Below are 21,131 nucleotides of genomic sequence, written 5' to 3'. Positions count from 1 at the left end.
TGCCCGGTTTCATTCAGCAAACAGGGGCGCAGCCAGCCGTCGGCCGAGAGGCGCATGCGATTGCAGCGATCGCAAAAGCATTCCGACATTTGGCTAATAAACCCTAGCGTGCCCTTGGCTCCAGGAATTTGGAAGATATCTGCCGGGCCATTGCCCCGCACCGCGCCATCGGTTAATCCCCAGCGATCGCGGATGCGCTGCCGCAGTTCTTCTGAGGCCACCCAGCCTCGGTGTTGAAACAGATCGCCGTTGCCAATGGGCATAAACTCAATAAACCGCACGTGCCAGTCCCGGTCGATGCTGAGGGCTGCTAAGTCCAGCACTTCATGGTCATTAAGACCTGGAATCACCACCACGTTCAGCTTGAGGGGGCTAAAGCCCACCCGATGGGCCGCCAAGATGCCATCCCACACCTGCTGCCAGCGCGATCGCCCCCGATTACTAATAATCTGATCAAAAATCTCCGGCGTCAGGGAGTCGAGGCTAATGTTTACCCGGCGCAACCCCGCCTGGTAGAGATCCTCGGCCAAGTCGGCCAGCAGGAAGGCGTTGGTGGTCAGGGCCAGATCTTGGGTGTCGGGCAGGGAGGCGATCGCCCCCACCAGGTCTACCACCCCCGGTCGCAGCAGTGGTTCGCCACCGGTGAGCCGAAAACGGGTGAAGCCAGCGGGGATAAATACCTGGGTCAATAGCGTCATCAGTTCATCGTTGGTCAGCACATCTTGCTGCAGCGCATACTGCAAGTCTTCGCCCTCGGGCATGCAGTATTGACAGCGGAAATTGCACCGGTCAATCAGACTAATGCGCAAATAATCAATCACGGGACTCATGGGCAATACTCGTGCATAGAACTCAGGCGATCGCCCTTCCCTAACGGGAAATCTCAACGGCGACATCCAGACCTTAGCGCCTTGGACTGTTTTGATGCTAGCGGATTCACGGACTGATCACACGCCCGAGGACTGATATAGAGCCTGCTTGGGTCAATGGATTGGCTAATCTCTATCCCAGCTCTGAGGGATGGACCACGAGACCCTGGCATTTTCTACGAGCCTGCCCATGATGGCGGGGGTGACGGCCACGCCTCAGAATCTCCACGGAGAGACGTCTGCATGATTCATGCGATGCTGAGTTGTGACCTCTTGTCATCGTATAATCACGTATATATCACTTAAATTAAGTAGCTAATAATACTCTGTTTGTCCGTAGAATTATTGGAGTAATACTGCAGGTGTTGCCTCAATCTTGGGGAGGGGACAGGGGCGATCGCCCCTCATACGGATCCTGAAGAAATTCGGTAGAGTGGAGCTACGGAATACGGAGCAACGGATTGCAACCTTGAGGTGCAGAGCGCGTTTAGCCTAGACAGGCTGAATGCGTTCGATTTGCTGTGACGAATATCACAGGTTCTTTGTATAGAGATCACAAAGATTTTGTATAAAATTGGGCACACTATAAAGGAACGGTGAAGCCCCTCCGCTTCAGTTGTGTCTACCGCTGTGAGTGATCTATGCAAAGTCAGCTGAGTTTACCCGTTTCCTCCCTTGAGGACGTCATCCGTCGCATCTTTGAAACCCATCGCATTACCCGAGCCGATCAAGAGCTGCTCATGGCCTTGATGTTGTCGAAGTCGGCGTTGAGTGATATGGACAAGAACCATGTCAACCGCATTTTTGATGGGCTGAGTAGTGGGCTGGTGCGCGTTATTGACTGAGTTAGCTAGACATCTGATCTGTAGACGGCTTGGCCGTCCGATGTCAAACCTTGAGATGATTGGGGCGATCGCCCAAAAATATCCAGTTGTTCAATCGGGGTTGCTTCTTTAACCCGACGACGTTTCCGAGGTTCGGGCGTGTCAGTCCCTTGGCGCAGACCCACGGCAATGTGGGAATGCTGTTCGATTTGCGCCATGACTTGCTTGGCCCGCTGAATCACCGACGGGGGCAGCCCTGCCAAGCGCCCTGCCTCAATGCCGTAGGAGCGATCGGCTCCGCCGGGGCGTACCTGATGCAGAAAAATGATCTGATCCGGCATTTCCTTCACCGTCACCTGGTAGTTGGCCACGTTGGGCTGTAAGGATGCCAGTTCGTTGAGTTCGTGGTAGTGGGTGGCGAAGATGGTGCGGGCCTGCAGCTCGGCGGCCAGGTGTTCGGCTACGGCCCAGGCAATGGACAGACCATCAAACGTGGCCGTACCCCGACCAATTTCATCCAGCAATACTAGAGACTGGGGGGTGGCGTGGTTCAAGATATTGGCGGTTTCGTTCATTTCCACCATAAAGGTCGATTGCCCCGTGGCCAGGTCATCCACCGCCCCCACGCGGGTGAAGATGCGATCGCAAATACCTAAACTCGCGGCCCGGGCCGGTACGAAGCTACCCACTTGGGCCATGAGCTGAATCAGACCCACTTGCCGCAGATAACAGCTTTTGCCGCTGGCATTGGGGCCGGTGAGGATAATCAAATCTGGGGCGATCGCCTCTGTGGGCAAGGACGAATCAGCAGGGCGATCGCTGCCCAGATGAATGGAATTGGGCACAAAGAATCCCGCCGGGAGCGACTGTTCCACCACCGGATGACGTCCCTCCTCGACGTAAATAATCCGATCCTCGCGAATCTCCGGGCAGCAATAGCCCTGGTACACCGCCACATCCGCCAGACCCACCAAGGCATCCACCGCCGCGATCGCTTGGGCCACGGCACGAATCGCCTCCGCTTCCGCTGCCACCTGCTGGCGCAGTTCCACAAATACCTCATACTCCAAGCGGTTCAGGTCATCCCGGGCATTAAAAATCCGCGATTCCCGCTCCTTCAGCTCTAGGGTGACGTAGCGCTCTTCGTTGGTGAGGGTCTGCTTGCGAATGTAGTCGTCAGGAGCTTGATCCGCCTTGGATCGGGAAAGGCCCAGGTAGTAGCCAAAGGTTTTGTTGAACCCCACTTTCAAATTCGAGATGCCCGTGCGCTGCCGTTCGGTGACCTCAAGCTGGGCAATCCACTGCTGATCGGCTTCCACCTGCTGCCGCAAACTGTCCAGCCGTGCGTCGATGCCCGGACGAATGAGGTTGCCCTCAGTTAGCGATAGGGGTGGATTGTCCTGCAGGTGCGATCGCAAAACCTGACCCAACTGGTCTAACTGGGGCGGCACCTGCTGCAGCGCCGTCAGATAAGACGACTGAGCCGACGCCACCACGGCGGCTAGATCCGGCAGCTTTTCCAGGGAATCCGCTAGGTCCACCAAATCCCGCGCATTGGCCGTTCCCGATCCCGCCCGCCCCGTGAGCCGTTCGATGTCGTAGATTTGCTTCAGCAGCACCTGTAACGTTTGCCGCAAACTGCCGCGATCGCACAGTTCTTGAATCGTGGCTTGGCGATCGCGAATGGCCGTCCCATCCAGCAGCGGTTGCAGCAGCCAGCGGCGCAGCAGTCGCCCCCCCATGGAGGTCACCGTGCGATCGAGGGCCCAGAGCAGGGAGCCGGTATAGGTGCCGTCCCTCGCCGTTTGGGTAATTTCCAAATTGCGGCGAGTTTGATGATCCAGCACCAAAAATTCCGTCAGCGCATAGGTACAGAGCGGCTGTAGAAGTAACGGATTCTCCTTCTGGGTATCTTCTAAATAGTGCAGCAGGCCGCCCGCTGCCCGTACCGCCAGGGGCAAATGGTCACAGCCCAGCCCTTCCAGCGATCGCAGGCGAAAGGTTTGCAGCAGCCGTTGGCGGGCCTCTTGGGTTTCAAACGCCAGTTGCGATCGCAGGGTATAGCAAAACTGCCGGGGTAGACAGTCGGGTAAGTGGGGCGATGATTGGCCCGGTCGCAGCAGGCCGCCTAGATCGGGCGCATTGGTGGGCACCAGCACCTCGGAGGGCTGCAGCCGCATGAGTTCCTGAGCTAACTGATCCAAGTCTTGGGACTGGGTGGTGAGAAATTCCCCGGTAGACACATCGGCGTAGGACAGCCCCCAGTGGTTGCCCGCGATCACCACCGCCGCCAGGAAATTATTCTGCCGCGCTGTCAGCATGCCCTCTTCCAGCAGCGTCCCCGGCGTAATCACCCGAGTCACTTCCCGTTTCACCAAGCCTTGGGCCAGGGCCGGATCTTCGACTTGGTCGCAGATGGCGATCGCAAATCCCTTTTCCACCAACTGGGTGCAGTAGCGTTCGAGGGCATGGTAGGGAATGCCAGCTAGGGGAATCCGTCCCACGTCTTTCCCGGCATCTTTGCTAGTGAGCACCAGTTCTAGCGCTCGGGAAATGGTGATGGCATCTTGGAAAAAGGTTTCAAAAAAATCGCCCACCCGATACATCAGCAGCGCGTGGGGATACTGATCCTTCGTCTCTGCATACTGACGGAACATCGGCGTAAACAACTCCCGATCTACCTGCCGATAGTCGCTATAGCGCACGGTATGTTTGAGCAGCCGCTCGGGCAAGTCCACCGTTTGCTCTGGGGGCAGGTTTGGGAGAGGCTCGCTGGGTAGCTCTGGACTTGATGGGGGGAACGGCTCACTCATGCGACGAATACCTGAAAATGCTCACAATCCTGATTGCTGGGTCTACTTAACAGCTTAAAGCAGCCAGGGGTCGGCAGGGGCGTTTCCAAGTATGCCAGGAAACCTGCTGTTGCACAGTACCGCTTCGGGTCCGCTGTCTAGTAGGATTTACTCATTGGCTGTTCTGTGGTTATGCATGGGGCAATACGTTCCTCTTGGGAGGGTATGCTTAGCCTTCATAGATGCTACTCTCGCTTCCATACCAGCACTCATATTGAAACATTTGTACTGAATTCGGGGTTCTCAAAGGCATTGACGCTCGATCATCTAAACGACAGAATGAAAATTCTAGGCGTTTAAAGTCGCTGAAGTCAGACACTTGAGTGAGAATACGTCTCAGACTAAGCGTTGCTGCTTTCAGATACCGCGCGTTGATTGTGACCGGGCAATAGATCACCTGAGCTATGCGGATTCTTCTTCTCTCGTTCTGGAAAGTGACGATACCAGATCCGCCGCTTTCCTGGGGCAATATCACATTAGCGATCGCTGGTCTGGGTAGGGTATGGAGTCCCTAGAGGGCGATCGCTTGTTGTCTAGTCTTTTCAACCGTTGCGTTTAGGTTGCGAATCTCGAATGTCCACTGCCAATCGCTGGAAAAAAGCGCTGACCATGCTTCAGCAAGAATCCCGTTCCCGCACTCCGCATCGGGTTAGTCGGTGGTTCCAGTGGCTGGCTCCTGGTCTCTTCGTCAAGCGTTGGTTGATGTTGAGTGTGGCGGGGGTGTTGCTAGCAGCCTTGGGCATTGCCATCTGGACAAAACGCACCCCGGTGTTTTACATCACCCGGTTCATTGGCGATGCCCTAGATTTCATTACCGATTGGGTGCCGAGCTACATTAGTGGCCCCATGGTGATCTTGATTGGTGTTTTGCTGGTCTTTTTGGGGCAGATGCGCACCCTCGGCGCGATCACCGAGGTGTTGATGCCCAATGGGGACGAAGAACTGATTGAGGTGCTCACAGCCCATCGGCGTTTACAGCGCGGCCCCAAAATTGTGGTGTTGGGTGGCGGTACGGGGTTGTCTAATCTTCTGCGGGGCCTGAAGATTTACAGCGCCAATATTACGGCCATTGTCACCGTGGCGGATGATGGCGGCTCGTCTGGTCGGCTGCGGCGGGAGATTGGGGTTTTGCCGCCGGGGGATATTCGCAATTGTTTGGCGGCCCTGGCTGATGAAGAAAAGTTGCTGACAGAGCTATTTCAATATCGCTTTCGGGCCGGGGATGGGCTGGTGGGCCATAGTTTTGGCAACCTGTTTCTCACGGCCATGAGCGAGGTGACCGGAGATTTAGAGCAGGCCGTGGCAGCCAGTTCAAAAGTTCTGGCGGTGCGGGGGCAGGTGCTGCCCGCCACCCTCAGTGATGTGGAACTCTGGGCAGAATTTGCCGATGGTCGCATCATCAAAGGGGAATCCAATATTCCCGAAGCCGACGGTAAGATCATCCGTGTGGGCTGCATTCCCGAGAATCCGCCCGCTTTGCCCCGAGCTCTGCAGGCCATTCGGGAAGCAGATTATGTGATTATCGGGCCGGGTAGCCTTTATACCAGCGTGATTCCCAACCTGTTGGTGCCCGATATTCGGGAGGCGATCGCTTCCCTAACGGTTCCGCGCATTTATGTGTGCAATATTATGACCCAGGCAGGTGAGACCGAGGGCTATACCGTGGCGGATCACATTTGCGCCATTGATCGCCTGTGCGATCGCCCCTTGTTTGATGCCGTTTTGGTACATCGCAAAACACCGTCGGCGGAAGCAATGATTCGCTATGCCCAAGAGCGATCGCACCCCGTGTACTTTGATCGGGAAGAGGTGATTCACCTAGGACGGCGGGTGGTGATGGCCAATGTGATGGCCGAGAATCCTCAAACCCATCAGATTAAACATGATAGCGATCGCCTAGCTCGTGTCTTACTGCGCTGGTATGGTCGTATGCAATGATGGTGGATGCCTAGCCTATACCAGGCGATGGATTAGGTCTGGTCACCATGACGGCGACGGATTGTATCCCTCGGTCAAGACTTCGGTATGCCCCTGATGTCTGAGGAGTATCTGCGTGAGTTTGCCTCCCCATCCGCAATTACCCCATTCACAACGATCTCAGCACCTAATTGTCTTCACGCGCTATCCCGTTCCTGGTACGACGAAGACCCGTCTGATACCGGCTCTGGGGGCTGAGGCGGCTGCCGATCTGCAGCGGCAGATGACCGAGCATACCCTGCGGCAGGTGGCCCGCTGGCAGACTTGTCCTACGGCTCCCCCGACGGATCCCTTGCCCCAGCGATTCGTGGATGTGCGCTTTAGTGGGGGCGATCGCTCTCAGATGGAAGCATGGCTGGGAGCGAGCTGGCCGTATACCTCCCAGGGCGAGGGAGATTTGGGCGATCGCCTGCAGCGGGCCGTGGCCGATCAGTTCGCTGCTGGAGCGGATCAGGTAATAGTGATTGGTATTGATTGCCCTCAGTTGACTGCCCAGCGATTGGAACAGGCTATCCAGACCTTGGCGGATCACGATCTGGTGCTTGGCCCTGCAACCGACGGTGGCTATTACCTCCTGGGTTTGCGCCGTTCCTGCCCGGAGGTTTTTCAAGAGATTGCCTGGAGTACGGCCCAGGTATTGCAGCAAACGCTGGCCATTGCCCATGGGCTGCACCTGCGGGTGGCCACCCTCGCCCCCCTGAGTGATATTGACTATCCCGAGGACTTGCCGACCTGGTATGCCGTGCGCGATCGCTCGGAGCCTGCTAAGTCCAAGACGCTATCGGTGATTATCCCGGCCTTAAATGAGGCGGCAACGTTGCCATCTGTCCTGCAAGCGGTGCAGTCGGGGGACGTGGTGGAGGTGATCGTGGTGGATGGCGGCAGTCAGGATGACACCCTAGCGATCGCTCGTCAGCAGGGGGCTATTGCGCTGCAGTCTGACCCCGGTCGGGCACGGCAAATGAATCAAGGAGCCCGTTTGGCTACGGGAGATTTGCTGCTCTTTCTCCACGCCGATACCCACCTACCGCCGCAGTTTGACGCCGAAATCCGCCATATGCTCAGCGATCCTACCATTGCTGCGGGAGCCTTTACCTTGGCGATCGATGCACCAGGAGCGGCCCTGCGCTGGGTGGAGCGGGGGGTGCGCTGGCGATCGCGGTGGGGGTTGCCCTACGGTGATCAAGGACTGTTCTTGCGCGCCGAGACCTTCCAACAGGTGGGTGGTTTTCCCGATCTGCCGCTGCTGGAAGATGTGGCCCTAGTTCGCCGGCTGCGATCGCTGGGGCAAATCGCGATCGCTCCCCAACCTGTTCTCACCTCTGGGCGGCGCTGGCAACGGCTGGGCGTGGTGCGCACGACGGTGTTGAACCAGGTGATTTTGCTGGGCTACATGGCGGGCATCTCTCCCGATCGCCTAGCTCGTTGGTATCGGGGGCGTCCGCCATCGAAATCGCACTAGATCCGTTTTCCTGGTCGAATGTCCTAGACTCTAAGCACTCTCGTCCTCTAGCACCGCTGTGAGAATGGCAAGCGCAACTAGGGGAGCTGTCACTGCCCGCAAAATATGCCGTCCCAGGGACACCGGTTGGTAGCCTAAGGCGATCGCCTGCTGTACTTCGGCCTCGCTCCATCCGCCTTCAGGACCCACGGCGATCGCCACGTCCTGCAGGTGCTTGCGATCCCGTTGAGCAACAGATAGCAAGGAAGGGCGATCGCCCCGAGCGGTACAGATATAGCGATGGCTGGCTGTGATTGCCCCAAGAGCTGCGATCGCCCCTTGGGGAGCCATGACCATGGGAATGTGCTGCCGCTCCGACTGCTCCGCTGCTTCTTGGACAATCCGCTGCCAGCGATCGAGCTTTTGGGCGCTGGGTTTGAGCAGGGTGCGATCGCTCTGCACCGGCACAAGGGTAGAGACGCCTAATTCCGTGGCTTGGCGCACCATGTCGTCCATACCTTGTTTGGGCATGGCCATGATCAAGGTGAGGGTAGTGTGGAGGTCTGCGGCAGCGGGCAGAACCTCTAGCCTCTTGGCTCTAGCGCCATCCTGGATTTCTGCTAGCCACCACTGGCTGCCATCCATGGCAATGAAGCGATCGCCCACCTGGAGCCTTAGAACACGCTGGAGGTAGTGACCCTGAGCATCGGTGAGCTGAATGTGATCCTCGAATTGTTGATTGGGGGCGATCGCCACCCGTTGAAGCTGTGCCACCCCACCCTACTCCCAATATGGAACCATCCGGATGATGGCGCTGACGCTAAGAACAACAAAGAGTTCAGCAATCACCGCCCTTTTCCAGGGAACACTGAGCCAAGGGGCAGCGATCGCGGTTGTGCTTGCCATAGGTTTTTCCAATATGTGGCTGAGAAGATTTCTGAACCTAGAAACATTTCTGTTACACAGGTTAATGGTATTGTGAAAAACGGCATATCTTTGGTGAAACCCAACCATCTGCAGCCCAGGGATCAGGAGCAACTGTATAAGATCAGAGACTGCTCCAAGCCAGTGGAACGTCTTTCTGAGTCTTGTGTGGCTCATTGCTTTGCTCAAGTCCGCTCTATCATTCATGTCCCCGATCGATTTGCCCGCCGCGATTGACCCTTGGTTATCAGTCGTTTGCTAGGGTTAATGACCTGGCCAATAGTGAAGGGTTTGGTTCCTATACGTGCGCTTTGCGCTGATGTTTGATGACGTTGCCTATGCTGACAGTTTTACCATTTTTAGTCGCCGCACAACTCACCTCCCCAGCGCTTGTAGCTGAAGTATCAGCCGCCCGTCCGGCAGCCCAAGAGATTCTCCAGCCCCAACAAGAGATTCGTCCTCTGCCAGGGCAGCTAGATAGTACACCCGTGTTTAACAGCAATAGCCCTGAACTGGTGCAAACCGAGGGTATTTTGCTGTCTACCTTCCCCCCTGACAACATGCAGGTGGCCACGGCTCACCTTAACTATCCCCTCAGTGGACGCTTCGATATTTTTGCCCACCACATTGCTCGTGGGCTCACCCCTGATGATAATCGCACCTTGTTTCTGGGCATTTTGGTGCATAATCCAGAGTCCCAAGCGGTTACCCTCGATCTCCTGCAGGCGGTTAGCTATCTGAGCCAAGAGGCACCGTTTTATGACTTGCCGTCCTATGTGGCCAATCCCCTAGGGCGCACCTTCTCGGGCCCCGGTAGCCGCACTGCTAATGATATGCTGCGGGGTAGCCGTCAAGACCACTGGCAGCCGAGTGTGCGTATTCCAGCGGGGCAGACCTACCTATTAGCCAACTTACCGATTCCCCTGCGGCGACTGTCGGTGGCTACCAATGGTACTTTGCCTCCAGGACAAGTCTTATTGCCCCCTCGCCAGCTTGAAACAGCGGCAAGCAGCTCTTCTACTCGGTCAGCATCAACCCAGGCTGCAGCATCGCCGCCGGTGCCTGCCGTAAGCCGTCCCTTGCCCACCAATGGGCGATCGCTGCAAATCCATGCCAGAACCGATGGCGATGTCTATGTGGCTAGCCTGGCCATGTATGCACCCTTGACAGCGGATGGCAATGAGCGGGTACCCACCTTGGCGGAATGGCAGTTGCTGTTAACCCAGCGGGGGCTAGCTGGGCCGCGAGATCTGGCTCCAACACCTCCTGAGACCCAAAACTTTAGCCGATTTTTCTATGGACGGGTGTCTGGTATTGCTCAGGGCTCGGAATGGAAGGCAGACTTGTCCGATGATGTGGGTGGTAATACCCTGACGATTCCCGGCACGGGTCAGCGCCTATCCTATGTGATCAACACCGTTGATCACAACACCTTTGGGACGGGGCAAATTCAAAGCGGCGCAATGCTCGATCGCTATTCTGACACCGCCTATCGCTCCCATGGGAACTATGGCGTTAAGTATGACCTCAGCCTGCCCCTGTATAACCCTACGTCTGAGACGCAAACGGTGGCGCTAGCGTTGCAAACGCCGCTGCAAGATGAACAGGCCAATGGCTATCTACGGTTTCGGCAGCCCCCTGATGAGCAAATCTTCTTCCGAGGTACGGTTCGATTAACCTACATTGACGATTTTGGGCTGCTGCAAACCCGCTACCTCCACCTTGTGCATCGACGGGGGCAAGCTGGAGAACCCTTGATTCAACTGCGGATGCCACCGGGCGATCGCCGCGCTGTGAACCTGGAATTTCTCTATCCTCCCGATGCTACACCACCCCAAGTGTTGACGATTCACACCCTGGAGTAATGGTTGCTCTGGGAGCGATCGCTCTGATGGGCTCAAATTTTTCCTCATCCCCCAGAGCCTTTGCTCACAAAGGGGGCAATCAACGTAGGGATATTTTCAAAGCCCCTCTACCGACCCGGGAGAGGGGTTTGGGGTGAGGGGCTTCAAGGGGCTTCATGTGGTCAGTCAACCAGGCGATCGCTATTCTAGGAGTGATCTATCTTGTAGGGGCGATCGCTGTGTTATGACATCAGCCTGGATCAGGTTTGCGGCCCCGCACCACCTGTAGACTACCGCCAGCGTAGAGCTGTTGCCCGAGGAGTGCGCTGGCATCAACCTCAAAACCTTGCTGCTTCAGCATGTCTGGAAGATCGAGCTGCAGCAACTGCCAGGCGGTTTCTGTTTCAAAGACCCACAAAAAAGTTGTCAAGCCCGGCCAGAGCAGGGGATTGTAGGGGCGATGGAAGTCCACAAGGGTAAACACCCCGCCGGGTTTTAAGACTCGATAGACCTCGGCAATAATCTGCTGCAATGAGTCGAGCTGCATCTCATGCAGAGCCACGCTGGTATGCACGAGGTCAAACTGGTGATCAGCCAAGGGCATGGCCTCGGCCCAAGCCTCTACAAAGGTGGCGCTGGGTACGTTGATCTGGGCCCGTTGAATCGAGCGCGGCGAGGCATCTAGCCCGACCACATGGGGCGATCGCTCCACCAGAAACCGAGTGGTTTGCCCACAGCCACAGCATACATCCAGGATATGGGTTGCCTCTGTGATCTCTAGCCCCTCTAGGGCGAGCTGGCGGAACCTAGCCTCTCCACCCACCGTCAGAGCAGCTAAACGAGCGATCGCGTCATAGAACCACGGATAGCGGTAGCTCCAATCCCGTAAAAGGGTTGCCATTTGTTCCTCAGCCCACGCTTACAGGTCATCATCGGAAAGATCAGGCTGGAAGCCTTGCACAATCCGCGATAGTTCGCTCTTTTCGTCCACCGAAATCCGGCTCGGCGACCCGCTGATAATCCGCTCAAAGTTGCGGAAGGAGTCTTTGATTTCCGGCCCTTGATCGGTGATGGTATATTCCCGAATACCTTTATCGTGCCAGGATCCACGCATCTTGAAGACGTTAATGGCGCGGGCCATTTCACCGCGAATTTCCACGTATTGCAGCATCAAGATGGTGTCTGTAATGGTGGAAATATGGGAGTCGGTGATGGAATTGGAGCCCATAAACTGGTCGGTGGTATTGGTGAAGAAGCCGGTAATTTCTTCTTGCTTGGCAAAGCCCGTAACGCCAATCACAAACTGCCGAAAGGCGTTATTGCTGACGCCCCGCGCTAGGGCAGAAAGGGAGTCGATGGCAATCCGAGATGGCTTAAACTCAGCAATTTCAGACTTGATAATTTGTAGGTGATCTTCTAATCCCGTGGATTCGGGATAGGCGCAGAGAATCTTCAGCAGCCCTTTACGCTCTAGTTCTTCAAAGTCTGTCCCCCAAGAGGAAGCATTACGGGAAAGCTGGGCCCGCGATTCTTCGTAGGCAAACAGGAGAGCCCGTTCATTTTGGTTGCAGCCATCCTGCAAAAATTTGCTAACCAACAGGGTTTTGCCGGTTCCCGTTGCGCCAGTGGCCAGAATAATCGAGTCTTTGAAGAAGCCGCCGCCGCACATTTCGTCTAGGGTCTTTACGCCTGAGGATACGCGGACATTGGACGATCGCTGGGTCAAGCGCATGGCTCCTAGGGGGAAGATGCTGATGCCTTGATCGGTAATGGTGAACGGATATTCTCCTTTCATGTGGGTAGTGCCCCGCAGCTTGAGAATTTCCGCTGTGCGGCGACGGCGTTCGCCTTCGAGGGCGTTGCGCAAAATCACCACGTTGTCGGATACAAACTCTTCAACTCCAAAGCGAGCGATCGGGCCGTATTCCTCAATCCGCTCTGTGGTCATAATTGTGGTAGCTCCAACCTGCTTGAGCCTGGCCACGAGGCGGAAAATCTCTCGTCGCACCACGGATGCAGCATCATATTGCTGAAATACTGCCGTCACGGAGTCAATCGACACGCGCTTGGCTTTATATTTGCGAATGGCATACTGGATGCGTTCAATCAAGGCAGAGAGATCAAAGTTACCGACAATATCCTGTCCTTCTGGATCGGGGGAAGCATCGAGAATGAAGAGCTTGCCTTCGTCAATAAAGTGTTGTAAATCCCAACCAAAACTTGCGGCGTTTTTAATGATGTCGGCGGGGGATTCTTCAAAGGTGACAAAGACCCCAGGTTCATCAAAATAAATCATGCCGTTATACAAAAATTGAACGGCAAATAGAGTTTTTCCGGTACCTGATGTCCCGCTGACAAGGGTAGTACGACCGACGGGGAGACCATCATGACTGATGTCATCAAACCCTTCGATCATGGTGTGGATTTTTTGAACACTGGCTAGCTTTTTGGAGCTGCTTTTAGGTGGGACTGGATTGTCTGCCATATCTGCCATAGTGTTATTAGACTATCAAAAATTGGTTTGGAGTCAGGGCATTAATATACCGGGAGGCTGTAAGCACATCCGGCTGTCGATAGGGGAGGCGATCGCTCTCTTTAAGGCTCCTCATGTCCCCGTTCTCTGATGGTGTGTGGATAGACCCTGTTGTACGGAAGGACCCACTCTAATGCTTGTGTTCGTCTGACACAACCGCCGATCAATCGCAGGATTGAAGCAGTTGTGCTAGTTAAACGTGCCGTAGAGCAGAATAGCATCAGTAATTTGCTTCGTCGTCCCGTAGTTCTTCATACAACAAATCCAAACCAATTAAAACTTTTTCTCGATCCGATAAATCGCCAATGATTTTGCGAACCGGCGGGGGCAAAATTTTAGCTAGGGTTGGGGTTGCCAGAATCTTGTCCTCTTCTGCCAATTGAGGATTTTTAAGGACATCAATGACCTTGAGGGCATATACCCCCTGAAACTCCTTTTCCAGGATATTATTGAGAGTTTTCAACGCCCGAATGGAGTTGGGCGTGTTGCCTGCAACATAGAGTTTAAGAACGTAGGTCTTTCTTAGGGGATTCATGGAACCTTAGGGGATACATGGAAGTAACTCAACAAGGCTGCTGTGCTTGCGGCGGGCTTCAACCATCACACTGTGTTGAGACTAAACGTTGGACATGATCGACTCAGCTATTAGAAGCAAAGCACGACTGATGGAGGACTTCAGGAATCTCGTGGAATAGATCGACGGTACATTTCACATAGATGGGCGATCGCATCAATCAAAGTCAATCGATAATCTAGCAGGATTTCCTCACTACGACCTTCTAATTTAAGATGCTTGGCAAAATCATCCATCAACTTCATGTGGATTTCGACAATCTGCGACACCGAAACATCAGCAAAGAAAGCCATGTTCACAAAATTGTCAATTTGCTCGTTGAGATCTTTCATGTCTGGTGAAAAATACACCAGGATGATCTTCCGATAATCGTCCTTCAACTGACGTAAAAAATCTTTTCGCTGCGGTGGCGGAAGATTACGCAGAAAGTTCTTAGGATTTCGCTTATAGTACACCCCCAAGTATCCCAGACGCTCCTTTAACTTTTCAGCTAGCCGCCGCTGTTGCGGCATCAGCACCATCGGATGGTCTGCAATTAGATAGTCATCATCTATCCCTTCGTCTCCCTGCCCCTGTTGCCCTGGAGACAGCTTCAGGAATTTACCGATGGCTTTATCGATAAAGTGTTCTAACTGCCCTAGCTGCGTTAATGTGATCCGCAGGGCTGCCTGATGGTAGGGGTGATCTCGGGATGACTTGTCTTCTAAGGATGCCACGGCTTTGGCCACCGCTGCTTCTGGATTGGTCTCGTAGCCTCCAACTTCTAGGATGATCGTGGGGAGCAGGATGGAGCGCTTTTGTAGCATGATCAGCAGGTGCTTCAGCTCAGGATGATCTTCTAGAATCAAGCAGTCAATGCCATAGCGCTGCTGATCTAAAAAATCCACAAACTGATCGTCTGCCTCAAACTGAGTCAGGCTGTGGGGTGTTCCTCTAAGAGATTGCAGCAGGGCTTCTGCCAAGGTGCTGGTCTTGAGGAGGGTGCAAATCGAGAGCTTTGAGTGCAAGACGTCACTAACCGAAGAGCGCGACAAGGACGAGGATAAACCGTCAGTCAACAGTTTAAGTTTTTTTTAGATTCATGTGCCATCTACACGATGCTTAATATTCTTAAGTTTTGTAAACTTGTGAGGCGCAAAAAAATCCCGGCGACAAGCGTACCGGGGATGTCATGACTAACTACAATTGCTTGGACGCATGGTAGCAAGTTCGTCTTGAGCAGTTTGTAACCTATCTAGCAGTCATGTAACATCATGGGCTGAGCTGGATTTTCGCAGCCTGTGGTAGCTAGGAGGGGCTGAACTGCTGGGCATAAAAGCGGGCATAGCGATCGCCCTGTTCGAGCAGGGTGGTATGGCTGCCCGATTCAACCACTTGCCCTTGTTCAATCACCAAAATGCGATCGGCGCGGCGCACGGTGGCTAGGCGATGGGCAATGATAAACACGGTGCGGCCCTGCATCAGGCGTTCTAGGGCTTCTTGGATGAGCGCTTCCGATTCAGAATCGAGGGCGGAGGTGGCCTCATCGAGGATGAGGATGCGAGGATCGAGGAGGACGGCGCGGGCGATCGCAATTCGCTGCCGCTGACCACCGGATAGATTAATGCCCCGTTCCCCCACCCAGGTTTGATAGCCATCGGGAAACTGGCGGATGAATTGATCGGCATTGGCGATTTTGGCGGCGGCTTCCACGGCCTCTAGGGACACTTGGGTTTGTCCGAAGGCGATATTTTGGGCAATGGTGCCGGAAAAGAGGACGGTTTCTTGGGGTACGATGCCAATTTGGCGGCGCAGGCTGCGCAAGGTGACGCTTTGGATATCGATGCCATCAATCAAAATTTGACCCGCTTGCGGATCGTAGAACCGGGGCAGCAGGTTCATCAACGTGGTTTTGCCGGCTCCTGAGGCCCCCACAAGGGCGATCGCTTCCCCAGGTTTGACCTCTAGGCTCAGGTCTTGCAGGATCGGCTGGTCGGGCTTGTAGCCAAAGGTAATGTGACGGTATTCGACCTTGCCGTTGACGACGGGCAACATCTTGGCAGTTGGTAGCTCCACTACCTGGGGCTGGATGGCGAACAGTTCAAAGATGCGATCGACGGAGGCTTCCCCTTGCTTGAATTCGTTGTAGTTGCTGGTGGTAATCGAAATTGGGTCGATCAACAGCGCTACGGCGGCAATATAGCTGACAAATTCGGCTCCGGTGAGGTTGTTGGTGGAAATTTGCCAACCGCCTAATAAAAACAGCAGCAGGACGCTCATGGCTTCTAGAAATCCCACCACGGGAAACTGAATGGCCTTGAGGCGCTCGGCGGAAAATTTGGCTCGGCGGTTGCGCTCGGCTTCTTGGGCAAAGCGATGGATTTCGTAGTCTTCGGCAGAAAAGGCTTGAATGAGCCGAATACCTGAAAAGACCTCGGTGAGCAGGGCGGAGAGATCAGATACGCGGCTCTGGCTGCGGCGGGAGAAGATCAGCAACTGTTGCCCAAAGCCGCCGATCAGGACGGCCATTAGGGGCGCGATGATCAAGGTGGCTAGGGTGAGCTGCCAGTTGAGATACACCATATAGCCCAGCACCACCACCAGTTGCAAAATGCAGGGAATGAACTGGTGAAAAACTTTGTTGATCACTTCTCCGATGCGATCGATATCCTCTGTTAGCCGATAGCTGAGGTCGCCGGTTTTGGAGGTCTCAAAGTAGCTGAGGCTAAGGCTTTGTAGATGGGTGAAGACTTTTTTGCGTAGATCAAAGGCGATCGCCAGCGCGGCCTTGGCCATCAGAGCATCTTGCCCGAACTGCACCAGACCCCGCACCAAAAACACGATCGCACTCACGGCTGCTAGGTGAGCGATCGCCCCAACCTCACCCTGACCAATGAGATTGGCAATTTCCCCCGCCAGCCAAGCCAACAGCGGCCAAAAGATGGTGAACGCTAAGGTACAGGCTAGCGCTTGGGCGATCGTGCTGCCGTGGGGGCGCAGGTAGGGCAGGAGGTTTCGGTAGTTGGAAGGAGGTTTCAATCCGGCATCCACAAATCAGTATCGTGATTCAGCTTACTGGATAGAAAAGCCCTTTTGGATCGTTTCGCTGTCATTGCCGCTGTCTGGGAGGAGGATCTCAAAGTTTACCCGGTAGTCGCCTATGGGCCAGGTACCGCTTTCTGGAGCCGGTAGACGTGTCCATACGTAGTCAATTGCCTCGTCGTCTTTCACCACGGAAATGGTATCAATGTCGGTGGCGTCGCCGGCCTCACCGCCCAGATATCGCCATGTGATGGTGATCTGCGTGTTCATGGGAACGTCTAAATCGGCGCTGATCAAAATAGAGGGCGTTTTGCTAGGAAGCTGGGGGCGATCGCCATCACAGACAGTGTCCGGTTCAGGTATTGCGCAGACTTGCAGATTGGTTACCCCTACTGCGGTGACGGTGGGCGGTGGTGTTGGCTCTGTGGGAGGGACGGGTGGATCGGGGAGGGTGGGCTCAATCGGCGTCGCTTCGTCCGTCACCGCGCTGTCTGTATCGGGCAGTTGGGACCCAATGACTGCCAAGAGGATGATCAAGCCCACCATGCTGCCCCAGGTAGCCATACCGCCAATGGCCCAAGCCCGTTGGTTGGCCTTAAATGCTTCAACACTTTTCCAACCCCGGCTCTTCCAGGCCCATTCGTTGCCCTTGGCACCCAACAGCCCCCCAACGACCAGCCAACTGAGCCCTGCCGTAAACCAGGATGTCCAAGCCAGCAGCCCCCACCACACTTGGTTATTGAAGCACCAGATGCCGGGGAGGAGAAACGCGCCCCAGTTCCATCCAGGCACCTCCGGCGGCATGGGTTTATCCTTGCCCACGGCCATGCTATCGATCGCCCCTGGCAGTTCTGTGGCCATGTTTCCAGCCGGTGGCGATGAGATCGGTGATGGGATGATCGTGGGCGGTACTTCAGAGGCAGGTGTGCCGGGGAGGCGATCGCGGATCTCGCCAGCTTGGACGGCGGTGTCTGGGGCACTGCTGCTGCCTTCCAAGGCATCTAGCATCTCCGCTGCTGTGGCATAGCGATCGCGTGGGTTATATTGAATCGATCGATTGAGGCTATCAATGAGTGTCTGACTCACGCCCGGCGCATCATGCTGCCACACCACATCTCCCGTGCGGGGATCCAGATCGAGATCCTGGGGTGGCTTGCCCGTGAGCAGGTAGATCATGGTCAACCCCAAGCTGTAGAGATCGCTGGAGTAGATAGCGCGCCCCGCTGCCTGCTCGGAGGGCATGAAGCCTGGCGTACCGATGACGATAGAACTGGTGGCCTCGCCTTCTGAATTGACCACCGTGCCCATGGTTTCGCGCACCGCCCCAAAGTCGATCAGCACCGGTTTTTGATCCTGCGATCGCAAAATAATGTTGTCGGGTTTAATATCGCGGTGAATAATTTGGCGACTGTGGACATAGTCCAACACCGACAGGAGACTCATGAGAATGCTGCGGACTTGGGCTTCCGGCAGTCGTCCCTGCAGTTTCACCTTTTGGCTTAAGGTCACCCCTTCGATCCATTCTTGGATCAGGTAAAACCGGTCATCTTCATTGAAATAGGCATAGAGCTGGGGAATTTGCCCGTTGACATTGCCCAAGCTTTCAAGAATGGCCGCCTCTCGATGGAAACGTTCTTGCACCAGCCGATAAATGTCTGGATTGTTCTCGATCGGCTTCAGTTGCTTGATGACACATTTCCGCCGAGACGGCATCTGGATATCTTCGGCGAGCAGCGTGGTGCCAAACCCTCCAGCTCCGAGGGTTTCTAGGACTTGGTAGCGATTACTCAGCAGCGTTGACGACATGGGACTTCCGGTGTGGCTCAAGGGTTTCAGCAAAACAGGGCGATCGCCCACGGACTGCGGGACTGGTCAACCGATGGCAAATGTCCACCCTTCAATCCTGCTCAAAGCCTAGCACTGCCTACCCCCTTCACGATCATGAGATGGTCGCGTTTTAGTAGGTTGAGGTGGATTGGTGCAGTGGGATCACGCTAGGACATACGTTCTAGGACGTTCATTCGGCACTAAGTTGGGGGCAATTCACGATAGCGATCTACTACGTTGAGATCTAGGTGAAATCTATCGTGATCTACCGATCGCTTCGTCGGGATTTAGCAATCTCAGCGATCGCCTTGAGATCTGTTTGAGATCTACTTGAGATCTAACAGTCCCTCTTCCTTCAATTTCGGATTAAACCGCAGGGAGGCAGTGACTCCACGCTCAGCCAGTTGGACCAGAACCTCTTGCTCGACCCGTCTGGCCACTTGTTTGAGCAACCGAGGGCGATCGCCCCCATCACCTTTAGCCAGAGCCTGCTGCTCCTCCGGCGTCATCTGGGCTGCCGCATCAATGGGCTGAGTCCAGCGATCGCTGGCGGTATGGGCGGGGCTGTTGGGAACTTCAGCCAGCCAGGCCTGGCGAATGTCTTCCAGGATGGAGCGACTTGGGCGATCAATGCACTGCACTTTCACCCAGTAGCACTGCTGGGGCTGGCGCACTATATGCTGCACCAGGCTTAGGGCTACATTGCGGGAGTAGCCGACAAACTGTAGGGTGCGATCGGCGTCAAAAATGGCATAGACGCCAATTTGATCCGCAAGGGTATAGGACAACTCTCCGGCATCGGTGAGGTATGGGATAAAGTCAAGATCCGCAAGGCGAATCGGTTGAGTCTCGGACATGGGTACCAACCTACGTACATCATGGGGGCTACACTCAGAGGCGATCGCCACCTTGGTCATTGTCTCCGAAGTCTTCCCCCGGCACCTTGAACCTTAAGATGTGTACACAACCTGCAATTTTTTGGCTCGATTGGTCAAGATGAAAAGACTTCTAGCCCGATGCTCCCAAGGATGGGATCTCTAGGGCTGGTGTAGCGACGCCTAACCCTGCGTTAGGCTATGCTGTGAATCTCGAAATTGGTTGATGTTGTCCACTCCATACTATTCACTAGTGTCCATTGAGGCGATCGCCCCTTCCATGGTTTCCCATACTCCCGTGCTGCTAGCTGTCACCCCGCTATTAGGAGAGGTGTGGCTCGATATCTTGGTGTTGGTCATTATGCTGGTGCTATCGGGTTTTTTCTCAGGGTCAGAGACGGCGATCACCGCGCTGGATAATCTAAAGCTGCGGGCGCTGATTAAAGATCAGGGCGATCGCAATGGCATGTTCACCTTGGTGTTGGAAAATCGAGCTCGGTTTATCACCACCTTGCTAGTGGGTAATAACCTGGTCAATAACTTTACGGCGATTCTCACCAGTAACCTGTTTGCCATTTGGCTGGGCAGTGCCTCGGTAGGTATAGCCACGGCAGTAGCCACCTTGCTGCTCCTCGTTTTTGGTGAAATTACGCCCAAATCCTTGGCCATCAACAACGTCTTGCCCTACTTTAAGGCGGCTGTTCGCCCCATCTATCTGCTGTCTAAACTGCTGAGCTTGCTGGGGATCACCTATTTTCTAGAAGCGATCGCTCAATATATGATTCGCCTCGTCCAGGGCACAGCGGTGCAGTCGGGAGAATCAGTACGCGATCTGCAGTTGATGATCGAGGTGCTGGGTGGCAAAGGGCAGTTGGATTTGGATAAACACCAACTGCTGAATAAGGCCCTGATGCTCGATCGCCTCAAGGCCCATGATGTGGTGAAGCCCCGCATTGATATGCGCACCATCTCCCATGAGGCTAGCCTGCAAGACTTGGTGAACCTGTGCTTGGAAACCGGATTTTCGCGAATTCCAGTTCAGGAAGAATCCAAGGATCAAATTGTCGGCATCGTTCACTTGAAGCGCGCTCTGCAAGAGCTGCAGTCCCTCAAGCAACAACAGCAACAGGATGGCCCGGTGATGCTAGCCACCGAACCGCCGGTCTATGTGCCAGAACTCAAGCGGGTGGCGGATTTGCTCAAGGAAATGTTGCAGCAGCGCCTCCACTTGGCGATCGTGGTGGATGAATATGGCGGCACTGTGGGGCTGATTACCCTCGAAGATATTTTGGAGGAACTGGTGGGCGAAATCTACGACGAAAGCGATTACCCCACCCGAGCGATTCTTGATCTCCGCCGCCAGCCCGAGAGCGGCCGTCCCTCCGTGCTGCGAAAATTCTCTCGATCTCCCCGTCAGCGCTAGTTGCAATCTCGTCCACTGAGCCCTAAGTTTAGGGTGGTAATGAATCAATCCTCCCTATGCTGGATGTGTCTGACCCTGTGATCCCGCAACCTTTTACGATTTTTGATCTGCCGCTCCATTTGCTTGATAATTACACCGATTGGCTGA

General features: G+C 54.9%; 16 protein-coding genes. 5 read left to right on the top strand and 11 right to left on the bottom strand.

Annotated features, from left to right (window positions below; all coding sequences use genetic code 11):
* A partial coding sequence (moaA, locus tag V6D20_16220) for a GTP 3',8-cyclase MoaA (protein HEY9817327.1) occupies positions 1-887 on the bottom strand: 887 nt, incomplete at its 3' end.
* Between the two features lie 623 nt (positions 888-1,510).
* On the opposite strand from moaA, the gene V6D20_16215 reads away from it, so the two are divergent.
* Entirely contained in the window at positions 1,511-1,714 is a 204-nt protein-coding gene (locus V6D20_16215) for a hypothetical protein (GenBank protein ID HEY9817326.1), read from the top strand.
* Between the two features lie 5 nt (positions 1,715-1,719).
* Here the strand turns inward: V6D20_16215 and mutS are convergent, their stop codons facing one another.
* The gene (gene mutS / locus V6D20_16210; GenBank protein HEY9817325.1) at positions 1,720-4,506 is read right to left on the bottom strand and encodes a DNA mismatch repair protein MutS; all 2,787 of its coding nucleotides are present in this window, start codon (positions 4,504-4,506) and stop codon (positions 1,720-1,722) included.
* 612 nt (positions 4,507-5,118) lie between these two features.
* Here mutS and V6D20_16205 point away from each other — a divergent pair.
* Entirely contained in the window at positions 5,119-6,483 is a 1,365-nt protein-coding gene (locus tag V6D20_16205; GenBank protein ID HEY9817324.1) for a gluconeogenesis factor YvcK family protein, read from the top strand.
* A gap of 115 nt (positions 6,484-6,598) precedes the next feature.
* Positions 6,599-7,984 carry a TIGR04283 family arsenosugar biosynthesis glycosyltransferase gene (locus tag V6D20_16200; GenBank protein HEY9817323.1) on the top strand — a complete coding sequence of 462 codons (1,386 nt, stop codon included), beginning with the start codon at positions 6,599-6,601 and terminating at the stop codon, positions 7,982-7,984.
* Between the two features lie 30 nt (positions 7,985-8,014).
* Here V6D20_16200 and V6D20_16195 read toward each other — a convergent pair whose 3' ends face one another.
* Together V6D20_16195 and V6D20_16190 are read right to left on the bottom strand one after the other, a co-directional pair.
* Positions 8,015-8,737: a 16S rRNA (uracil(1498)-N(3))-methyltransferase gene (locus V6D20_16195; protein HEY9817322.1), complete on the bottom strand. Its 723-nt coding sequence runs from the start codon at positions 8,735-8,737 to the stop codon at positions 8,015-8,017.
* Between the two features lie 6 nt (positions 8,738-8,743).
* Entirely contained in the window at positions 8,744-8,869 is a 126-nt protein-coding gene (locus V6D20_16190; GenBank protein ID HEY9817321.1) for a hypothetical protein, read from the bottom strand.
* Positions 8,870-9,225: 356 nt separating this feature from the next.
* Between V6D20_16190 and V6D20_16185 the strand changes: the two genes are divergently transcribed.
* Positions 9,226-10,752, top strand: a complete 1,527-nt coding sequence (locus tag V6D20_16185) for a DUF3370 domain-containing protein (GenBank protein ID HEY9817320.1) — start codon at positions 9,226-9,228, stop codon at positions 10,750-10,752.
* A 229-nt stretch (positions 10,753-10,981) separates the two neighbouring features.
* Here V6D20_16185 and V6D20_16180 read toward each other — a convergent pair whose 3' ends face one another.
* The 7 genes from V6D20_16180 to V6D20_16150 all read right to left on the bottom strand — a co-directional run bounded on the left by V6D20_16180 (position 10,982) and on the right by V6D20_16150 (position 19,543).
* Entirely contained in the window at positions 10,982-11,632 is a 651-nt protein-coding gene (locus tag V6D20_16180; protein ID HEY9817319.1) for a methyltransferase domain-containing protein, read from the bottom strand.
* A gap of 18 nt (positions 11,633-11,650) precedes the next feature.
* Positions 11,651-13,225 carry a circadian clock protein KaiC gene (gene kaiC, locus V6D20_16175; GenBank protein HEY9817318.1) on the bottom strand — a complete coding sequence of 525 codons (1,575 nt, stop codon included), beginning with the start codon at positions 13,223-13,225 and terminating at the stop codon, positions 11,651-11,653.
* Between the two features lie 259 nt (positions 13,226-13,484).
* Complete coding sequence (kaiB, locus tag V6D20_16170) at positions 13,485-13,799, bottom strand: circadian clock protein KaiB (protein ID HEY9817317.1); 315 nt, start codon at positions 13,797-13,799, stop codon at positions 13,485-13,487.
* Between the two features lie 140 nt (positions 13,800-13,939).
* Positions 13,940-14,845, bottom strand: coding sequence for a circadian clock protein KaiA (locus V6D20_16165; GenBank protein HEY9817316.1), 906 nt, complete (start codon positions 14,843-14,845; stop codon positions 13,940-13,942).
* A 280-nt stretch (positions 14,846-15,125) separates the two neighbouring features.
* Positions 15,126-16,856 carry an ABC transporter ATP-binding protein gene (locus V6D20_16160; protein ID HEY9817315.1) on the bottom strand — a complete coding sequence of 577 codons (1,731 nt, stop codon included), beginning with the start codon at positions 16,854-16,856 and terminating at the stop codon, positions 15,126-15,128.
* A 33-nt stretch (positions 16,857-16,889) separates the two neighbouring features.
* Complete coding sequence (locus V6D20_16155; GenBank protein HEY9817314.1) at positions 16,890-18,665, bottom strand: serine/threonine-protein kinase; 1,776 nt, start codon at positions 18,663-18,665, stop codon at positions 16,890-16,892.
* 347 nt (positions 18,666-19,012) lie between these two features.
* Positions 19,013-19,543: a GIY-YIG nuclease family protein gene (locus V6D20_16150; protein HEY9817313.1), complete on the bottom strand. Its 531-nt coding sequence runs from the start codon at positions 19,541-19,543 to the stop codon at positions 19,013-19,015.
* Positions 19,544-19,787: 244 nt separating this feature from the next.
* Here V6D20_16150 and V6D20_16145 point away from each other — a divergent pair, with 244 nt between their 5' ends.
* Positions 19,788-20,984, top strand: a complete 1,197-nt coding sequence (locus tag V6D20_16145; protein ID HEY9817312.1) for a hemolysin family protein — start codon at positions 19,788-19,790, stop codon at positions 20,982-20,984.
* The last annotated feature ends 147 nt before the right edge of the window (positions 20,985-21,131 follow it).

The sequence above is a fragment of the Candidatus Obscuribacterales bacterium genome (assembly GCA_036703605.1).
Classification (GTDB): Bacteria; Cyanobacteriota; Cyanobacteriia; order RECH01; family RECH01; genus RECH01.
This window is presented reverse-complemented; position numbering and strand designations above follow the sequence as displayed.

Coding starts and splice junctions, on each gene's coding strand:
- mutS (HEY9817325.1), bottom strand. CDS start 4,506: ATGAGTGAGCCGTTCCCCCCATCAAGTCCAGAGCTACCCAGCGAGCCT.
- V6D20_16155 (HEY9817314.1), bottom strand. CDS start 18,665: ATGTCGTCAACGCTGCTGAGTAATCGCTACCAAGTCCTAGAAACCCTC.
- kaiC (HEY9817318.1), bottom strand. CDS start 13,225: ATGGCAGATATGGCAGACAATCCAGTCCCACCTAAAAGCAGCTCCAAA.
- V6D20_16215 (HEY9817326.1), top strand. CDS start 1,511: ATGCAAAGTCAGCTGAGTTTACCCGTTTCCTCCCTTGAGGACGTCATC.
- V6D20_16145 (HEY9817312.1), top strand. CDS start 19,788: ATGTTGTCCACTCCATACTATTCACTAGTGTCCATTGAGGCGATCGCC.
- V6D20_16150 (HEY9817313.1), bottom strand. CDS start 19,543: ATGTCCGAGACTCAACCGATTCGCCTTGCGGATCTTGACTTTATCCCA.
- V6D20_16185 (HEY9817320.1), top strand. CDS start 9,226: ATGCTGACAGTTTTACCATTTTTAGTCGCCGCACAACTCACCTCCCCA.
- V6D20_16205 (HEY9817324.1), top strand. CDS start 5,119: ATGTCCACTGCCAATCGCTGGAAAAAAGCGCTGACCATGCTTCAGCAA.
- kaiB (HEY9817317.1), bottom strand. CDS start 13,799: ATGAATCCCCTAAGAAAGACCTACGTTCTTAAACTCTATGTTGCAGGC.
- V6D20_16180 (HEY9817319.1), bottom strand. CDS start 11,632: ATGGCAACCCTTTTACGGGATTGGAGCTACCGCTATCCGTGGTTCTAT.
- V6D20_16190 (HEY9817321.1), bottom strand. CDS start 8,869: ATGGCAAGCACAACCGCGATCGCTGCCCCTTGGCTCAGTGTTCCCTGG.